This is a genomic window from Butyrivibrio sp. XPD2002, from assembly GCF_000423945.1.
Lineage (GTDB): Bacteria > Bacillota > Clostridia > Lachnospirales > Lachnospiraceae > Butyrivibrio.
The window spans coordinates 191,958-204,667 of the sequence record NZ_KE384116.1; the positions used below are offsets into that span (position 1 = coordinate 191,958).

Consider the following 12,710-nt stretch of genomic DNA (forward strand, 5'->3'; position numbering starts at 1 on the left):
ATGGAATTATCTAATTTGAGACCTGCCGAGGGTTCTGTTCAGAATGACAATTTCAGAAGAGGCCGCGGTCATGGCTCAGGAAATGGCAAGACTGCAGGTAAGGGACACAAAGGACAGAAGGCTCGTTCAGGTGCTCCCAGACCGGGATTTGAAGGTGGACAGATGCCTCTGTTCCGTCGTCTTCCTAAGAGGGGATTTAAGAACATTAACTCTAAGAAGATCGAAGCTATTAATGTAAGTTCACTTGAGTGCTTTGATAACGACAGCGTCGTTGACATTCAGGCACTTAAGGATAAGGGCATCATCAAGCACGAGTATGATGGTGTTAAGATACTTGGAAACGGTGAATTTACCAAAAAGCTTACGGTTAAGGTAAATGCATATAGTGCATCTGCTAAGGAGAAAATCGAAGCTCTTGGGGGAACGGCAGAGGTGATTTGATGTTCACAACCATTAAGAATGCATTCAAAATCAAAGATATACGATTAAAGTTACTGTTCACATTTGCAATGCTTTTGGTGATCAGACTTGGCTCAGCAATACCCGTGCCTGGAATGAACGTAACAGTCTTCCAGCAGTGGTTTGCTGAATTATCCGAAAACAATGCCTTTGGTTTTATGGATCGATTTACAGGTGGATCATTTGAGAATATGTCAATTTTGGCACTCAATATTACACCTTATATCACATCTTCCATTATTATCCAGCTTCTCACGATTGCTATTCCTAAGTTTGAGGAATGGCAGCGTGATGGCGAGGATGGAAGAAAGAAGCTTGCAGCACTCACTCGTTACATTACTGTAGCACTTGCTCTTATCGAGTCAGTAGCTATGGCAATCGGCTTCTACAGAAGTAACTTCCTTATTGAGAAGTCACCTCTGTATGTAGTTGAGATCGTTGCAGCGCTTACCGCCGGCAGTGCATTCCTTATGTGGATCGGTGAGCGCATCACAGATAATGGTGTAGGAAATGGTATTTCAATAGTCCTGACTATCAACATTATCTCAAGGATGCCTTCCGATTTGATGAGCCTGTTCACACAGTTTGTTACAGGCAAAAATATTGCCAGGGGGGTTGTATCCGTAATCATCATTGTTGCTGTTATAGTTGCAATGGTCGTTCTCGTTGTTCTTCTTAACGGCGCTGAGCGTAGAATTCCGGTACAGTATGCAAAAAAGATTCAGGGGAGAAAAACCTACGGCGGAAACCACTCAGAAATTCCGCTTAAGGTTAATACCGCAGGTGTAATGCCTATTATCTTTGCGATGTCCCTCTTCCAGTTCCCTATCATTATCAGTCAGCTCGTTGGCTATAAGGGAACAGGAGCGTGGAGCGAGATCCTTAAGTACTTGAATCAAAGCTATTGGTGTGATCCTTCCAATTTGAAGTATTCAATTGGACTTGTTGTATATGTTTTACTGCTTATATTCTTTGCATATTTCTATACATCGATCACATTTAATCCGCTTGAAATTGCGGACAATATGAAAAAGCAGGGTGGATTTATTCCTGGTATTCGTCCTGGAAAGCCCACCAGTGATTATTTAACAAACATTCTGAACTACATCATTTTCATTGGTGCAGTTGGACTTACCATTATCGGTGTCCTTCCTATCTTCTTTAATGGTGTGTTCGGAGCAAACGTATCCTTCGGTGGTACGAGCCTTATCATTGTTGTAAGTGTTATTCTTGAAACGGTGAAACAGATTGAATCACAGATGTTGGTACGTAATTATAAAGGTTTTTTAGATGATTAAAAAATGAGAGGTTTCGGAGCATACTATAAGTATGCTTCCTAACCTCTTATTGCTTACAATTAGTAAAATAACAGGAGCGAAACAAGTATGAAGATTATTATGTTAGGTGCACCCGGTGCGGGTAAAGGAACACAGGCTAAGATGATCGCTGACAAGTACAGTGTTCCTCACATTTCTACAGGGGATATTTTCAGAGCAAATATCAAAAACGGTACAGAGCTTGGTAAGAAGGCAAAGGAGTTCATGGATAAGGGACAGCTTGTTCCGGATGAACTTACTGTTGAGATCCTTCTTGACAGAGTTGCTCAGGATGATTGCAAGAACGGATATGTTCTTGATGGATTCCCGAGAACAATTCCTCAGGCAGACGTACTTGATAAGGAACTTACAAAACTTGGCGACAAGGTTGATTATGCTATAAACGTTGATGTTCCGGATGAGAACATCATCAGAAGAATGTCTGGAAGAAGAGCATGCCTTAAGTGTGGTGCTACATACCACATCGAGCATATCCCTCCGAAGCAGGAAGGTATCTGCGATACATGTGGCAGTGAGCTTGTTCAGAGAGATGACGATAAGCCGGAGACAGTTAAGAACCGTCTTAGCGTATATCATGAGCAGACACAGCCCCTCATCGACTACTATACAAAGAAGAACATTCTTAAGACAGTTGATGGTACTAAGGACATGCAGGAAGTATTTAATGAAATTACAGGTATTCTCGGTTAATTTGCGAGGTCTTAAGTAATGCCGGTAACAATTAAAACGGACGAAGAATTGAACCTCATGAGACATGCCGGGCAGCTCCTGGCACAGGTACATGAAGTTCTGCATGATGCGCTCAGACCGGGTATCTCCACACTTGAGCTTGATGCTATCGGTGAAGAGGCAATTCGCAGTCGTGGTGGTATACCAAACTGCAAAAATTATGAAGGCTATCCGGCTTCAGTATGTATTTCCGTGAATGACGAGGTCGTTCACGGAATACCTAAAGCCGAGACCATATTAAAGGAAGGAGACATTGTTTCCTTCGATACAGGTCTTATATATAAAGGATATCATTCAGATGCTGCAAGAACCTGGGGAGTAGGTAATGTATCTCCCGAAGTTCAAAAGCTTATGGAAGTTACACAGCAAAGCTTTTTTGAAGGCATAAAATACGCAAAGGCCGGGAATCATCTTTACGATATATCAAAGGCTATAGATAAGTATATTAAGCCCTTCGGATATGGAATAGTAAGGGAGCTGACAGGTCACGGTATCGGCACATCCCTTCACGAGGAACCATATATTCCGAATTATAGGCAGTTCAGAAGAGGAATCCTGTTACAGCCGGGTATGACGCTCTGTGTAGAGCCTATGATCACATTGGGTAAAAGGAAAATTGCTTTCCTTGATGATGACTGGACCGTAGTTACTTTGGACGGTTCACCAGCAGCCCATTATGAGAATACAATAGCAATAACTCCGAACGGAGAACCTGAGATACTGACAATCATAAAATGAACGATGTAAATGTAATATAGAAGTGAGGTTAAATTAAATGTCTAAAGCAGATGTAATTGAAATTGAAGGAAAAGTTGTTGAGAAGCTTCCGAACACAATGTTCAGAGTTGAACTTGAGAACGGACATATAGTACTTGCCCACATCAGTGGAAAACTCAGACAGAACTTTATTCGTATTCTTCCCGGAGATAAGGTAACACTTGAGCTTTCACCTTATGATCTTACAAAAGGAAGAATTATCTGGCGTGATAAGTAATCACCAAAAAACTACTTGTAATTCATATTTATATATGTTATTATTGAATGCGGTCGTTTTTGAAGGGTACAAGTATGCCCTTTTGTACGCATATACCAGAAAGGAGTTACAAATGAAAGTTAGGTCTTCTGTTAAGCCTATGTGCGAAAAGTGCAAGGTTATTAAGAGAAAAGGCGTTATTCGTGTAATTTGCGAAAACCCTAAGCACAAACAGAGACAGGGCTGATTCGAGTCATTTTGACATTACTTTTTGATACCAAGCGTATTGGAAAGATCGGACCAAGCTACTGTCCGATTGGGCTCAGTAATTTGCCCCAATCAAACAAGTAACATATTAAGTTTAAATTTTTTTTATTAAATGGAGGAATTAAAAAAATGGCTCGTATTGCAGGTGTAGACTTACCCAGAGATAAGCGAGTTGAGATTGGTCTCACATACATCTATGGTATTGGTAGAACAAGCTCAAACAAAATACTTGCTGCTGCAAATGTAAATCCCGATACACGTGTTCGTGATCTTACAGATGATGAAGTAAAGAAGATTGCCGAGATTATCGGTAATGATTATGACGTAGAAGGTGATCTTAGAAGAGAGATCGCTATGAACATCAAGCGTCTTTCAGAGATCGGATGCTACAGAGGAATCCGTCACAGAAGAGGACTTCCTGTTCGTGGTCAGAGAACAAAGACCAACGCTAGAACAAGAAAAGGTCCCAAGAGAACAATCGCTAATAAGAAGAAGTAATTCTCTTATTATACAGTAACTAAGAATTATTCATAGGAAGAAAGTAGGTTAGTTTAAAATGGCAAATCAGAAATCAAATGCTTCTAAAACTAAGAAGCGTGTCAAGAAAAACGTTGAACACGGACAGGCACATATTCAGTCATCTTTCAATAACACAATCGTTACATTGACAGATGCTGCAGGTAATGCTCTTAGCTGGGCAAGTGCTGGTGGTCTTGGCTTTAAAGGTTCAAGGAAATCTACTCCATATGCTGCACAGATGGCTGCAGAGACAGCAACAAAGGCTGCACTTATTCACGGCCTTAAGACTGTTGATGTCTTTGTAAAGGGACCGGGTTCAGGAAGAGAAGCTGCTATCAGAGCTCTTGCTGCAAGTGGTCTTACTGTTACCAGTATTACGGATGTAACTCCCGTACCTCATAACGGATGCCGCCCGCCCAAGCGCCGCAGAGTATAATCCTATTTTGCTTTTCATCAGAGCCTGCGTTTTTACGTCTGGCTCTGTTGAAATATATAGATACTATTAACTTTTACTCGTTGGAAGAAGGCACATTTGATATACCGTGCTGTAAACAACAGTCAGGATTTTCCTGAACAAGAAAGGAGCCAATAATGGCAGTAAACAGAGTTCCAGTACTTAAGAGATGCAGATCACTTGATTTGGATCCTACATTCCTTGGATATGACAAGAAGTCCAAGAGAACAAACAGCAGAGCAAACAAGAAGATGAGCGAGTATGGACTTCAGCTCCGTGAGAAGCAGAAGGCTAAGTTCATCTATGGCGTTCTTGAGAAGCCTTTCCGTAACTACTACGATAAGGCAGATCGTCAGAAGGGTCAGACTGGTGAAAACCTCATGGTTCTTCTTGAGCGCAGACTTGATAACGTAATTTTCCGTATGGGCTTTGCAAGAACAAGAAGAGAAGCTAGACAGGTTGTTCTTCACAAGTTCATCACAGTAAATGGTAAGGTTGTAAACGTTCCTTCATATCTCATCAAGGCTGGTGATGTTATTGAAGTTAAGGAAGCTGCTAGAAGCATCCAGAGATTCAAGGATATCGCAGAGATCACAGCAGGCAGAATCGTTCCTGAGTGGCTTGATGTAAACAAGGATAACCTTAGTGGTACAGTAAAAGAATTCCCTTCAAGAGAAGTAATCGACGTTCCTGTAGACGAGATGCTTATCGTCGAGTTGTATTCTAAGTAATATAAAATAATACGGAGCCGGGCTTTAGTCCTAAAGCTTCGGTTCTGGATTATTTAAATTTAGAAACACCATAAAACCATAAGGAGGGTATGTCAGTGTTTGATTTTGAAAGACCAAATATTGAAGTTGCTGAGATTTCAGAGGATAGGAAGTACGGCAGATTCGTAGTAGAGCCTCTCGAGAGAGGTTACGGAATTACTCTTGGTAATTCTCTTAGAAGAATTATGCTTTCTTCTTTGCCTGGAGCAGCAGTAAGTCAGGTCAAAATCGAAGGTGTACTTCATGAGTTCAGTTCTATTCCCGGAGTAAAGGAAGATGTTACTGAAATCATAATGAATATCAAGAATCTCTCAATCCGCAATAATTCTGAGACAAACGAGCCTAAGACAGCATACATCGAGTTTACTGGCGAAGGCGTTGTTACAGCTGCTGATATTCAGGTAGATCAGGATATCGAGATCACAAACCCTGAGCAGGTTATCGCAACATTGTCCGGAAAAGATGCTAAGCTTTACATGGAGCTTACCATCACAAAGGGTAGAGGATATGTAAGCTCAGACAAGAATAAGCTTGCTGATCTTCCTATCGGCGTTATTGCTGTAGATTCTATCTATACACCTGTAGAACGTGTAAATGTCAGTGTTGAAAATACACGTGTAGGTCAGGTAACTGACTATGATAAGCTGACACTTGATGTTCACACTAACGGAACACTTGCTCCCGATGAGGCTGTAAGCCTTGCTGCAAAGGTTCTTAGTGAGCATCTTAGCCTCTTCATCGATCTGTCTGAGAATGCCAAGACTGCAGAAGTTATGGTAGAGAAGGACAATGATGAGAAGGAGAAAGTTCTTGAGATGAGCATCGACGAGCTCGAGCTCAGCGTTCGTTCTTTCAACTGCCTCAAGAGAGCTGGCATCAATACTGTTGAGGAGCTTACAAACAAGACTCCCGATGATATGATGAAGGTTCGTAACCTTGGACGTAAGTCCCTTGAGGAAGTGCTTGCAAAGCTTGATGAGCTTGGTCTTGCACTCAGAACTGGCGACGATCAGAACTAATGAAATGTAAGTATTCGCTGAAGGTAAATCCAATGTGTACTGACGCGGATTCTCATAGGTAAACATACAACATATCGGAAGTAAAACCAAAGAGTATTCTGATATGCACCACAGCAGAAGGAATTCTGCGACTGAGAAAGGAAGTAAATTATTATGGCAATGTACAGAAAATTAGGCAAGGCAACAAAGCCTAGAAGAGCTCTTCTTAGAAACCAGGCAACAATGCTCCTTTACAACGGAAAGATCGTTACAACCGAGGCTAGAGCTAAGGAAGTAAAGAAGATCGTTGAGCCTATCATCGCTCTTGCAGCTAAGGAAATGGACAACTACGAGACAGTTACTGTTGAGGCTAAGGTTGCTCGTAAGGACAAGGACGGCAAGCGCGTTAAGGAAGTTAAGGATGGCAAAAAGGTAACAGTTTATGATACTGTTCAGAAGGAGATCAAAAAGGATAAGCCTTCACGTATGCACGCTAGAAGACAGATCCTCAAGACTCTTTATCCTGTAACTGAGGTTCCGAAGGCAGCAGCTGGAAGAAAGAAGAACACAAAGCAGATCGACCTTGTTGAGAAGCTTTTCACAGAGTATGGTCCTAAGTACGCAAGCCGTAACGGTGGTTACACTAGAATCGTTAAGATCGGTCAGCGTAAGGGCGATGCAGCTATGATGGTTGTTCTTGAGCTCGTTTAATTCGAACATTACTTATAATAAAGAGCGGTCAGTGATGACCGCTCTTTTTATGTAAATTTTTATTGATCAGCATCAGATACATTTCCTTCGGAAACAGCGATATCAGAATCAGCATCATTGCTATTATCGCTTCCTCCATAAGCGATTTCAGGGTGCTTCTGGGCATATTCTGCAAGGGTTTCGTTTCCACTGAGTGACCGTGCCAAAACTGCGCATACAACAATGGCAGCGATCAGTATAAGTGCTGGCTTAATATATTGATCAAACATGTGTATATCATAGCATATATGCGCTTGTTTTTCACAACTCCATATAATAAAATAGATAGGATGTACAGCGATAGGTTATAGCTGCATTCGCTAAATAGTACACTATTTAATTGGTATGACATTTTATATTGTGAGGTAACATGAGTTCAGAGAAGATGCTCCGCACGGAGAACCTTACATTTGAATATATAAGACGTGACGAGGAAGGTAATGTCGAAGGCATAACTACTGCTGTAGATGGAGTAAACCTTGAAGTAAATCAGGGCGAATTTATTTCCATCCTTGGTCATAACGGTTCAGGTAAATCAACACTGGCCAAGCACTTCAATGCTTTGCTGTTCCCGACAGAAGGTACAGTCTGGGTTGATGGCCTGAATACTTTGGAAAACAAGAACATCTGGGACATCAGACAGGATGCCGGAATGGTTTTCCAGAATCCGGACAATCAGATCATAGGTCAGATTGTTGAGGAGGATGTGGGATTTGGCCCTGAGAACATGGGAATCCCCACGGAAGAGATATGGGAGAGAGTTGAGGAGAGCCTCAAGGCTGTAGGAATGTACGAGTACAGGAAAAACTCTCCAAACCACCTTTCAGGAGGACAGAAGCAGAGAGTATCAATCGCCGGCGTTATTGCGATGCACCCTAAATGCATTATTTTTGATGAGCCGACAGCCATGCTTGATCCTAACGGCCGTAAAGAAGTCATCCGAGCAGCCCGTGCACTTAATGAGGTTGAGGGAATAACCATTATTCTTATCACTCATTACATGGAAGAGGTTATTTATTCAGACAAGGTCTTTGTAATGGATAAAGGGCATGTTACCATGCAGGGTACGCCAAGAGAGATCTTTTCACAGGTGGACAAATTAAAGGAGCTTCGTCTGGGAGTTCCGCAGGTGACATTACTTGCACATGAGCTTCAGAAGCGAGGTCTCAACATTCCTGATGGAATACTCGATAGAAAAGAACTGATAAATGCGTTGAAGAAAGCAACCGGTACAAAATGGCAATAATACTTGATCATGTAAATTACATATATAATCCTGATACAGCCATGTCCAAGGCCGCTCTTAAGGATATCTCACTGCAGATACCTGACGGGCAGTTTATAGGGCTGATCGGGCATACAGGCTCCGGAAAATCGACGCTGGTTCAGCACCTTAACGGACTGATGAAGCCTACTTCCGGCTCCGTCTATTTCAATGGAAAAGACATAAACGATGAAGAGTATAACAGGAAGGAACTGAGAGCCAAGGTTGGACTGGTGTTCCAGTACCCTGAGCATCAGCTTTTTGAGATAAACTGTTTCCAGGACGTATGCTTTGGACCTAAGAATCTGGGACTTCCGCAGAAGGAAGTGGAGCTTAGAGCTTATGATGCATTAAAAAAGGTCGGTTTTCCTGATGAATCTTTTTATCAGTCGCCCTTTGACCTCTCCGGAGGACAAAAGCGAAGGGTAGCGATAGCCGGAGTTCTGGCAATGAAACCTGACGTACTGATACTTGATGAGCCCACAGCGGGTCTTGACCCCAAGGGAAGGGACGAAATACTGAACCTGATAGCAGATCTTCATGAAAATATGGGAATAACCGTCATCCTGGTTTCTCATAGTATGGAGGATGTGGCCAATTATGTGGAAAGAATAATCGTCATGAATAAGGGCGAAGCACTATATGATGGCGAGCCTAAGGTAGTCTTTTCACATTACAAGGAGCTTGAAGAGATAGGACTTGCGGCTCCCCAGGTTACATACGTTATGCAGGAGCTCAGGGATGCAGGTATTCCTGTGGCTACGGATGCGACGACAATCGACGAAGCAGCCGACGAAATAATGAGAGTGTTAGGAGCATGAGCTGAATGCTTAGAGATATAACACTGGGACAATATTATCAGACGGATTCAACACTACACAGACTTGATCCGAGAGTGAAAATAGTTGCAACACTGGTTTATATTGTATCCCTGTTTGTAGTAGACAACTTTATAGGATATATTATTGCGGCGGCTTTTCTGGCTACTGCGATAGTGCTGTCCAAGGTGCCCGTAAAATTCATTTTTAAGGGCATGAGAGCCATTTATATGCTTTTGGTTATAACTATGGTATTCAACCTATTTTTGACGCCTGGAGAGCCTCTGGTTTCATTTTGGAAGCTGAAAATAACCAAGGAAGGTTTGAAGATCGCGATCATGATGGGAGTAAGACTGGTTTTCCTAATTACAGGATCATCCCTCATGACACTGACAACAACACCGAACCAGCTTACGGATGGCCTTGAAAGCCTCATGAAGCCCCTTAAAAAGCTTCATGTTCCGGTACATGAGATATCAATGATGATGTCCATAGCCCTTAGATTCATCCCGATTCTAATGGAAGAGACAGATAAAATAATGAAGGCGCAGATGGCCAGAGGTGCTGACTTTGAGAGCGGTTCACTGGTTCAGAGAGCAAAGAGCCTGATTCCGCTTCTCGTACCGCTTTTTATATCTGCATTCAGACGTGCGAATGACCTGGCAATGGCCATGGAAGCGAGATGCTACCGCGGCGGCGAGGGCAGAACCAAGATGAAGCCCCTCATTTATCATGGCACCGATTTTGCCGCATATCTGGTGATTTTACTGTATTTGTGCCTGATGATAGCTATAGGCATCATTTTTTGAAAATGACCTTTTGAATTTTCGTGAGGAATAGGAATTAAGTTGAAAAACATTATGCTGACAGTTGCCTATGACGGAGCAAACTATCATGGATTTGCTTTTCAGGAGAACACGGCAACGATCGAAGGAGTTCTAAAAACAGCAATAGACGGACTGACCGGCGAAGATACCGAGATAATCGGCGCCAGTAGGACAGATGCGGGCGTGCATGCTTATGGGAATGTGGTCGTTTTTAGCACCGAGTCCACAATACCCCCTGCAAGCTTTGCACCGGCCCTTAATAACAGACTTCCCGAAGATGTCAGGATAATGGAGTCCAGGGAAGTACCCCTGGGATTCCACCCAAGAAAGTGCCTGTCTGAAAAGACCTACGAATACCGCATTTTAAATGTAAAGACGATGATCCCGACCAAGAGGCTGTACGCATGCCATAACAGCTATCCTCTTGATGAAAGCAGGATGAATGAGGCTGCCAAGTACCTTGTGGGTGAATATGATTTTACAAGCTTTTGTGCAGCGGGTTCACAGGCTCTTAGCCATGTCAGAAGGATAATATCCGCAGAGGTGACAAGACAGGGCGATGAGATAACCATAAAAATAGTTGGCAACGGCTTTTTATATAACATGGTGAGGATAATTGCAGGGACTCTGATGGAAATCGGCCGAGGAAAAGGCGAGCCCTCTGACATGAAAACTATGATCGAAGCCATGGACAGATCCGCCGCAGGACCAACAGCTCCCCCACAGGGACTTTTCCTTATAAAATATGAGTTCCCGGAGGATTTATAAAATTTTTCTAACCTCAGTAATTTTGTGCCTTTTTGGGTAGATTTGAGGTTGACAAATTGAAAGAAATGAGCATATAATATATGACTGTGTGACGATAATCGCCAAGTAATCCCGGTAAGTTATGAGGCGTGCATCTATATATACAAGCGAATGGATCAGGTGAAGGGTTCATCGCACCAGAGATTTATACTGTTAACTGGTTATGGAGGTAATTAGAATGAACACATATATGCCTAATGCTTCTTCTGTAGAGAAGAAATGGTATGTTGTAGACGCAACAGATATGACACTCGGTCGTCTTGCTTCTAACGTAGCTAACGTACTTAGAGGAAAGAACAAGCCGATTTATACACCCAACATTGATACAGGTGATTATGTAATCGTTATCAATGCTGATAAGATCAAAGTTTCAGGTAAGAAGATGGACCAGAAGATGTACTGGCACCACACAGATTACGTTGGACACCACAAGGAGTTCACACTTCGTCAGATGATGGAGTCACACCCTGAGCGTGTTATCGAGCATGCTGTAAAGGGAATGCTTCCCAAGGGTTCTCTTGGAAGACAGATGTACACAAAGCTTCACGTATACGCAGGTCCTGAGCACGAGCACGCAGCTCAGAAGCCTGAAGTACTTACATTCTAATCTGAAAGGAGAATTTGAAAATGGCTAAAGCAGCAAGTTTCTATGGCACAGGTAGAAGAAAGAAGTCTATCGCCAGAGTTTATCTTACACCCGGTAAGGGCAATATCACTATCAACAAGAGAAGCATCGATGAGTATCTTGGTCTTGAGACACTTAAGGTTATCGTTCGTCAGCCTCTTGTTCTTACAGAGACACTTGATAAGTTCGATGTAAACGTAACTGTTCGCGGTGGCGGCACAACAGGTCAGGCTGGTGCAATCCGTCACGGAATCTCAAGAGCACTTCTTCAGGCTGACTCAGATGAGTACAGACCTGCACTCAAGAAGGCTGGATTCCTTACACGTGATCCTAGAATGAAGGAGAGAAAGAAGTACGGTCTCAAAAAGGCTCGTCGCGCTCCTCAGTTCTCAAAGAGATAATCGATCTGCAGTTGCAGATTTCAGAAGACTCGGTACATTTGTACCGGGTCTTTTTTGTATGCCGAAAGCCTTCAAAATATTCTAATCTTAATAGGAATAATTTAAGACCTGAGAGATGAATAACTGATAGTGCAATAGGCAGGGGCGTGAAAACGCCCTTGTTTTATACACATAATATTGAACAGGATGGTAGTATATAGGTATAATTATAAACAGTTGCTACAAAGAAAAAATTTAAGTGTTTTTGAATAGATTAACTTTCAGGATAATGAAATAAGCGAATCGGGATTAGTGGAGTAGAACATGAATAAAAAAAGGGCTTTGTCTGGCGCCATAACATTTATAACCCTGATGGGAATCGTAAGTCTGTTTTCGGACATGACTCATGAAGGCGCCAGAAGCATATTGGGCGAATATCTGAACCTCGCAGGGGCATCCGCTGCAACCATCGGATTTGTGTCCGGTATAGGAGAATTGTGCGGGTATTCACTAAGGCTCATATCCGGATTTATAGCAGATAAAACGAAGAAATACTGGACATTTGTTATCACAGGCTATGTAATACAGGCTCTGGCGATTCCTGCACTGGCACTCGTACCTGAACATGGCTGGATTTGGGCCTGCGGTCTTGTGATCCTGGAGCGTATCGGAAAAGCGATAAAAAAGCCTGCCAAAAACACATTGGTAAGCTTTGCGGCAAGCGAGATCGGAA

Annotated in this window: 19 protein-coding genes; 18 read left to right on the plus strand and 1 reads right to left on the minus strand. The window is 42.5% G+C overall.

The window, feature by feature from the left end; all coding sequences use genetic code 11:
* The 11 genes from rplO to G587_RS0119580 all read left to right on the plus strand — a co-directional run bounded on the left by rplO (position 1) and on the right by G587_RS0119580 (position 7,217).
* Complete coding sequence (gene rplO / locus G587_RS0119535; RefSeq protein WP_026493616.1) at positions 1–441, plus strand: 50S ribosomal protein L15; 441 nt, start codon at positions 1–3, stop codon at positions 439–441.
* The gene (gene secY, locus G587_RS0119540) at positions 441–1,757 is read left to right on the plus strand and encodes a preprotein translocase subunit SecY (protein ID WP_026493617.1); all 1,317 of its coding nucleotides are present in this window, start codon (positions 441–443) and stop codon (positions 1,755–1,757) included. The genes rplO and secY overlap by 1 nt, the downstream gene beginning before the upstream one ends.
* 87 nt (positions 1,758–1,844) lie before the next feature.
* A complete protein-coding gene (locus G587_RS0119545) occupies positions 1,845–2,486 on the plus strand; it encodes an adenylate kinase (RefSeq protein ID WP_026493618.1) in 642 nt (213 codons plus the stop codon).
* Positions 2,487–2,504: 18 nt separating this feature from the next.
* Entirely contained in the window at positions 2,505–3,263 is a 759-nt protein-coding gene (gene map / locus G587_RS0119550; protein WP_026493619.1) for a type I methionyl aminopeptidase, read from the plus strand.
* Positions 3,264–3,300: 37 nt separating this feature from the next.
* The gene (infA, locus tag G587_RS0119555; protein ID WP_022761316.1) at positions 3,301–3,519 is read left to right on the plus strand and encodes a translation initiation factor IF-1; all 219 of its coding nucleotides are present in this window, start codon (positions 3,301–3,303) and stop codon (positions 3,517–3,519) included.
* A gap of 112 nt (positions 3,520–3,631) precedes the next feature.
* Positions 3,632–3,745, plus strand: coding sequence for a 50S ribosomal protein L36 (gene rpmJ / locus G587_RS25260; protein ID WP_022754357.1), 114 nt, complete (start codon positions 3,632–3,634; stop codon positions 3,743–3,745).
* A 149-nt stretch (positions 3,746–3,894) separates the two neighbouring features.
* Entirely contained in the window at positions 3,895–4,263 is a 369-nt protein-coding gene (gene rpsM / locus G587_RS0119560) for a 30S ribosomal protein S13 (protein WP_022761315.1), read from the plus strand.
* Positions 4,264–4,321: 58 nt separating this feature from the next.
* Positions 4,322–4,720, plus strand: coding sequence for a 30S ribosomal protein S11 (rpsK, locus tag G587_RS0119565; protein WP_026493620.1), 399 nt, complete (start codon positions 4,322–4,324; stop codon positions 4,718–4,720).
* A 155-nt stretch (positions 4,721–4,875) separates the two neighbouring features.
* Positions 4,876–5,469 carry a 30S ribosomal protein S4 gene (gene rpsD / locus G587_RS0119570; RefSeq protein ID WP_026493621.1) on the plus strand — a complete coding sequence of 198 codons (594 nt, stop codon included), beginning with the start codon at positions 4,876–4,878 and terminating at the stop codon, positions 5,467–5,469.
* Between the two features lie 95 nt (positions 5,470–5,564).
* Positions 5,565–6,527 (plus strand): DNA-directed RNA polymerase subunit alpha, encoded by a 963-nt coding sequence (locus tag G587_RS0119575; RefSeq protein ID WP_026493622.1) that lies wholly within the window; start codon positions 5,565–5,567, stop codon positions 6,525–6,527.
* Between the two features lie 153 nt (positions 6,528–6,680).
* The gene (locus G587_RS0119580; RefSeq protein WP_026493623.1) at positions 6,681–7,217 is read left to right on the plus strand and encodes a bL17 family ribosomal protein; all 537 of its coding nucleotides are present in this window, start codon (positions 6,681–6,683) and stop codon (positions 7,215–7,217) included.
* 59 nt (positions 7,218–7,276) lie between these two features.
* Here the strand turns inward: G587_RS0119580 and G587_RS0119585 are convergent, their stop codons facing one another.
* On the minus strand, positions 7,277–7,486 hold the full coding sequence (locus G587_RS0119585) for a hypothetical protein (protein ID WP_026493624.1): 210 nt from the start codon (positions 7,484–7,486) through the stop codon (positions 7,277–7,279).
* A 155-nt stretch (positions 7,487–7,641) separates the two neighbouring features.
* Here G587_RS0119585 and G587_RS0119590 point away from each other — a divergent pair, with 155 nt between their 5' ends.
* The 7 genes from G587_RS0119590 to G587_RS0119620 all read left to right on the plus strand — a co-directional run.
* Entirely contained in the window at positions 7,642–8,502 is an 861-nt protein-coding gene (locus G587_RS0119590; protein WP_026493625.1) for an energy-coupling factor transporter ATPase, read from the plus strand.
* Positions 8,493–9,341 carry an energy-coupling factor transporter ATPase gene (locus G587_RS0119595; protein ID WP_026493626.1) on the plus strand — a complete coding sequence of 283 codons (849 nt, stop codon included), beginning with the start codon at positions 8,493–8,495 and terminating at the stop codon, positions 9,339–9,341. Before G587_RS0119590 ends, G587_RS0119595 begins: the two co-directional genes overlap by 10 nt.
* Before the next feature lie 5 nt (positions 9,342–9,346).
* Complete coding sequence (locus G587_RS0119600) at positions 9,347–10,147, plus strand: energy-coupling factor transporter transmembrane component T family protein (RefSeq protein WP_026493627.1); 801 nt, start codon at positions 9,347–9,349, stop codon at positions 10,145–10,147.
* A gap of 39 nt (positions 10,148–10,186) precedes the next feature.
* Positions 10,187–10,933: a tRNA pseudouridine(38-40) synthase TruA gene (gene truA / locus G587_RS0119605; protein ID WP_026493628.1), complete on the plus strand. Its 747-nt coding sequence runs from the start codon at positions 10,187–10,189 to the stop codon at positions 10,931–10,933.
* Between the two features lie 217 nt (positions 10,934–11,150).
* On the plus strand, positions 11,151–11,579 hold the full coding sequence (gene rplM / locus G587_RS0119610) for a 50S ribosomal protein L13 (RefSeq protein WP_026493629.1): 429 nt from the start codon (positions 11,151–11,153) through the stop codon (positions 11,577–11,579).
* A 20-nt stretch (positions 11,580–11,599) separates the two neighbouring features.
* The gene (gene rpsI, locus G587_RS0119615) at positions 11,600–11,998 is read left to right on the plus strand and encodes a 30S ribosomal protein S9 (protein WP_026493630.1); all 399 of its coding nucleotides are present in this window, start codon (positions 11,600–11,602) and stop codon (positions 11,996–11,998) included.
* Between the two features lie 303 nt (positions 11,999–12,301).
* A partial coding sequence (locus G587_RS0119620; RefSeq protein WP_026493631.1) for an MFS transporter occupies positions 12,302–12,710 on the plus strand: 409 nt, incomplete at its 3' end.

What these genes read in the sequence shown, in the direction of transcription:
- rpsI (WP_026493630.1), top strand. Translation starts at nt 11,600, where the DNA reads ATGGCTAAAGCAGCAAGTTTCTATGGCACAGGTAGAAGAAAGAAGTCT.
- secY (WP_026493617.1), top strand. Translation starts at nt 441, where the DNA reads ATGTTCACAACCATTAAGAATGCATTCAAAATCAAAGATATACGATTA.
- G587_RS0119580 (WP_026493623.1), top strand. Translation starts at nt 6,681, where the DNA reads ATGGCAATGTACAGAAAATTAGGCAAGGCAACAAAGCCTAGAAGAGCT.
- G587_RS0119595 (WP_026493626.1), top strand. Translation starts at nt 8,493, where the DNA reads ATGGCAATAATACTTGATCATGTAAATTACATATATAATCCTGATACA.
- rpsD (WP_026493621.1), top strand. Translation starts at nt 4,876, where the DNA reads ATGGCAGTAAACAGAGTTCCAGTACTTAAGAGATGCAGATCACTTGAT.
- G587_RS0119600 (WP_026493627.1), top strand. Translation starts at nt 9,347, where the DNA reads ATGCTTAGAGATATAACACTGGGACAATATTATCAGACGGATTCAACA.
- map (WP_026493619.1), top strand. Translation starts at nt 2,505, where the DNA reads ATGCCGGTAACAATTAAAACGGACGAAGAATTGAACCTCATGAGACAT.
- rpmJ (WP_022754357.1), top strand. Translation starts at nt 3,632, where the DNA reads ATGAAAGTTAGGTCTTCTGTTAAGCCTATGTGCGAAAAGTGCAAGGTT.
- rplO (WP_026493616.1), top strand. Translation starts at nt 1, where the DNA reads ATGGAATTATCTAATTTGAGACCTGCCGAGGGTTCTGTTCAGAATGAC.
- rplM (WP_026493629.1), top strand. Translation starts at nt 11,151, where the DNA reads ATGAACACATATATGCCTAATGCTTCTTCTGTAGAGAAGAAATGGTAT.
- rpsM (WP_022761315.1), top strand. Translation starts at nt 3,895, where the DNA reads ATGGCTCGTATTGCAGGTGTAGACTTACCCAGAGATAAGCGAGTTGAG.
- G587_RS0119590 (WP_026493625.1), top strand. Translation starts at nt 7,642, where the DNA reads ATGCTCCGCACGGAGAACCTTACATTTGAATATATAAGACGTGACGAG.
- G587_RS0119545 (WP_026493618.1), top strand. Translation starts at nt 1,845, where the DNA reads ATGAAGATTATTATGTTAGGTGCACCCGGTGCGGGTAAAGGAACACAG.
- G587_RS0119585 (WP_026493624.1), bottom strand. Translation starts at nt 7,486, where the DNA reads ATGTTTGATCAATATATTAAGCCAGCACTTATACTGATCGCTGCCATT.
- rpsK (WP_026493620.1), top strand. Translation starts at nt 4,322, where the DNA reads ATGGCAAATCAGAAATCAAATGCTTCTAAAACTAAGAAGCGTGTCAAG.
- infA (WP_022761316.1), top strand. Translation starts at nt 3,301, where the DNA reads ATGTCTAAAGCAGATGTAATTGAAATTGAAGGAAAAGTTGTTGAGAAG.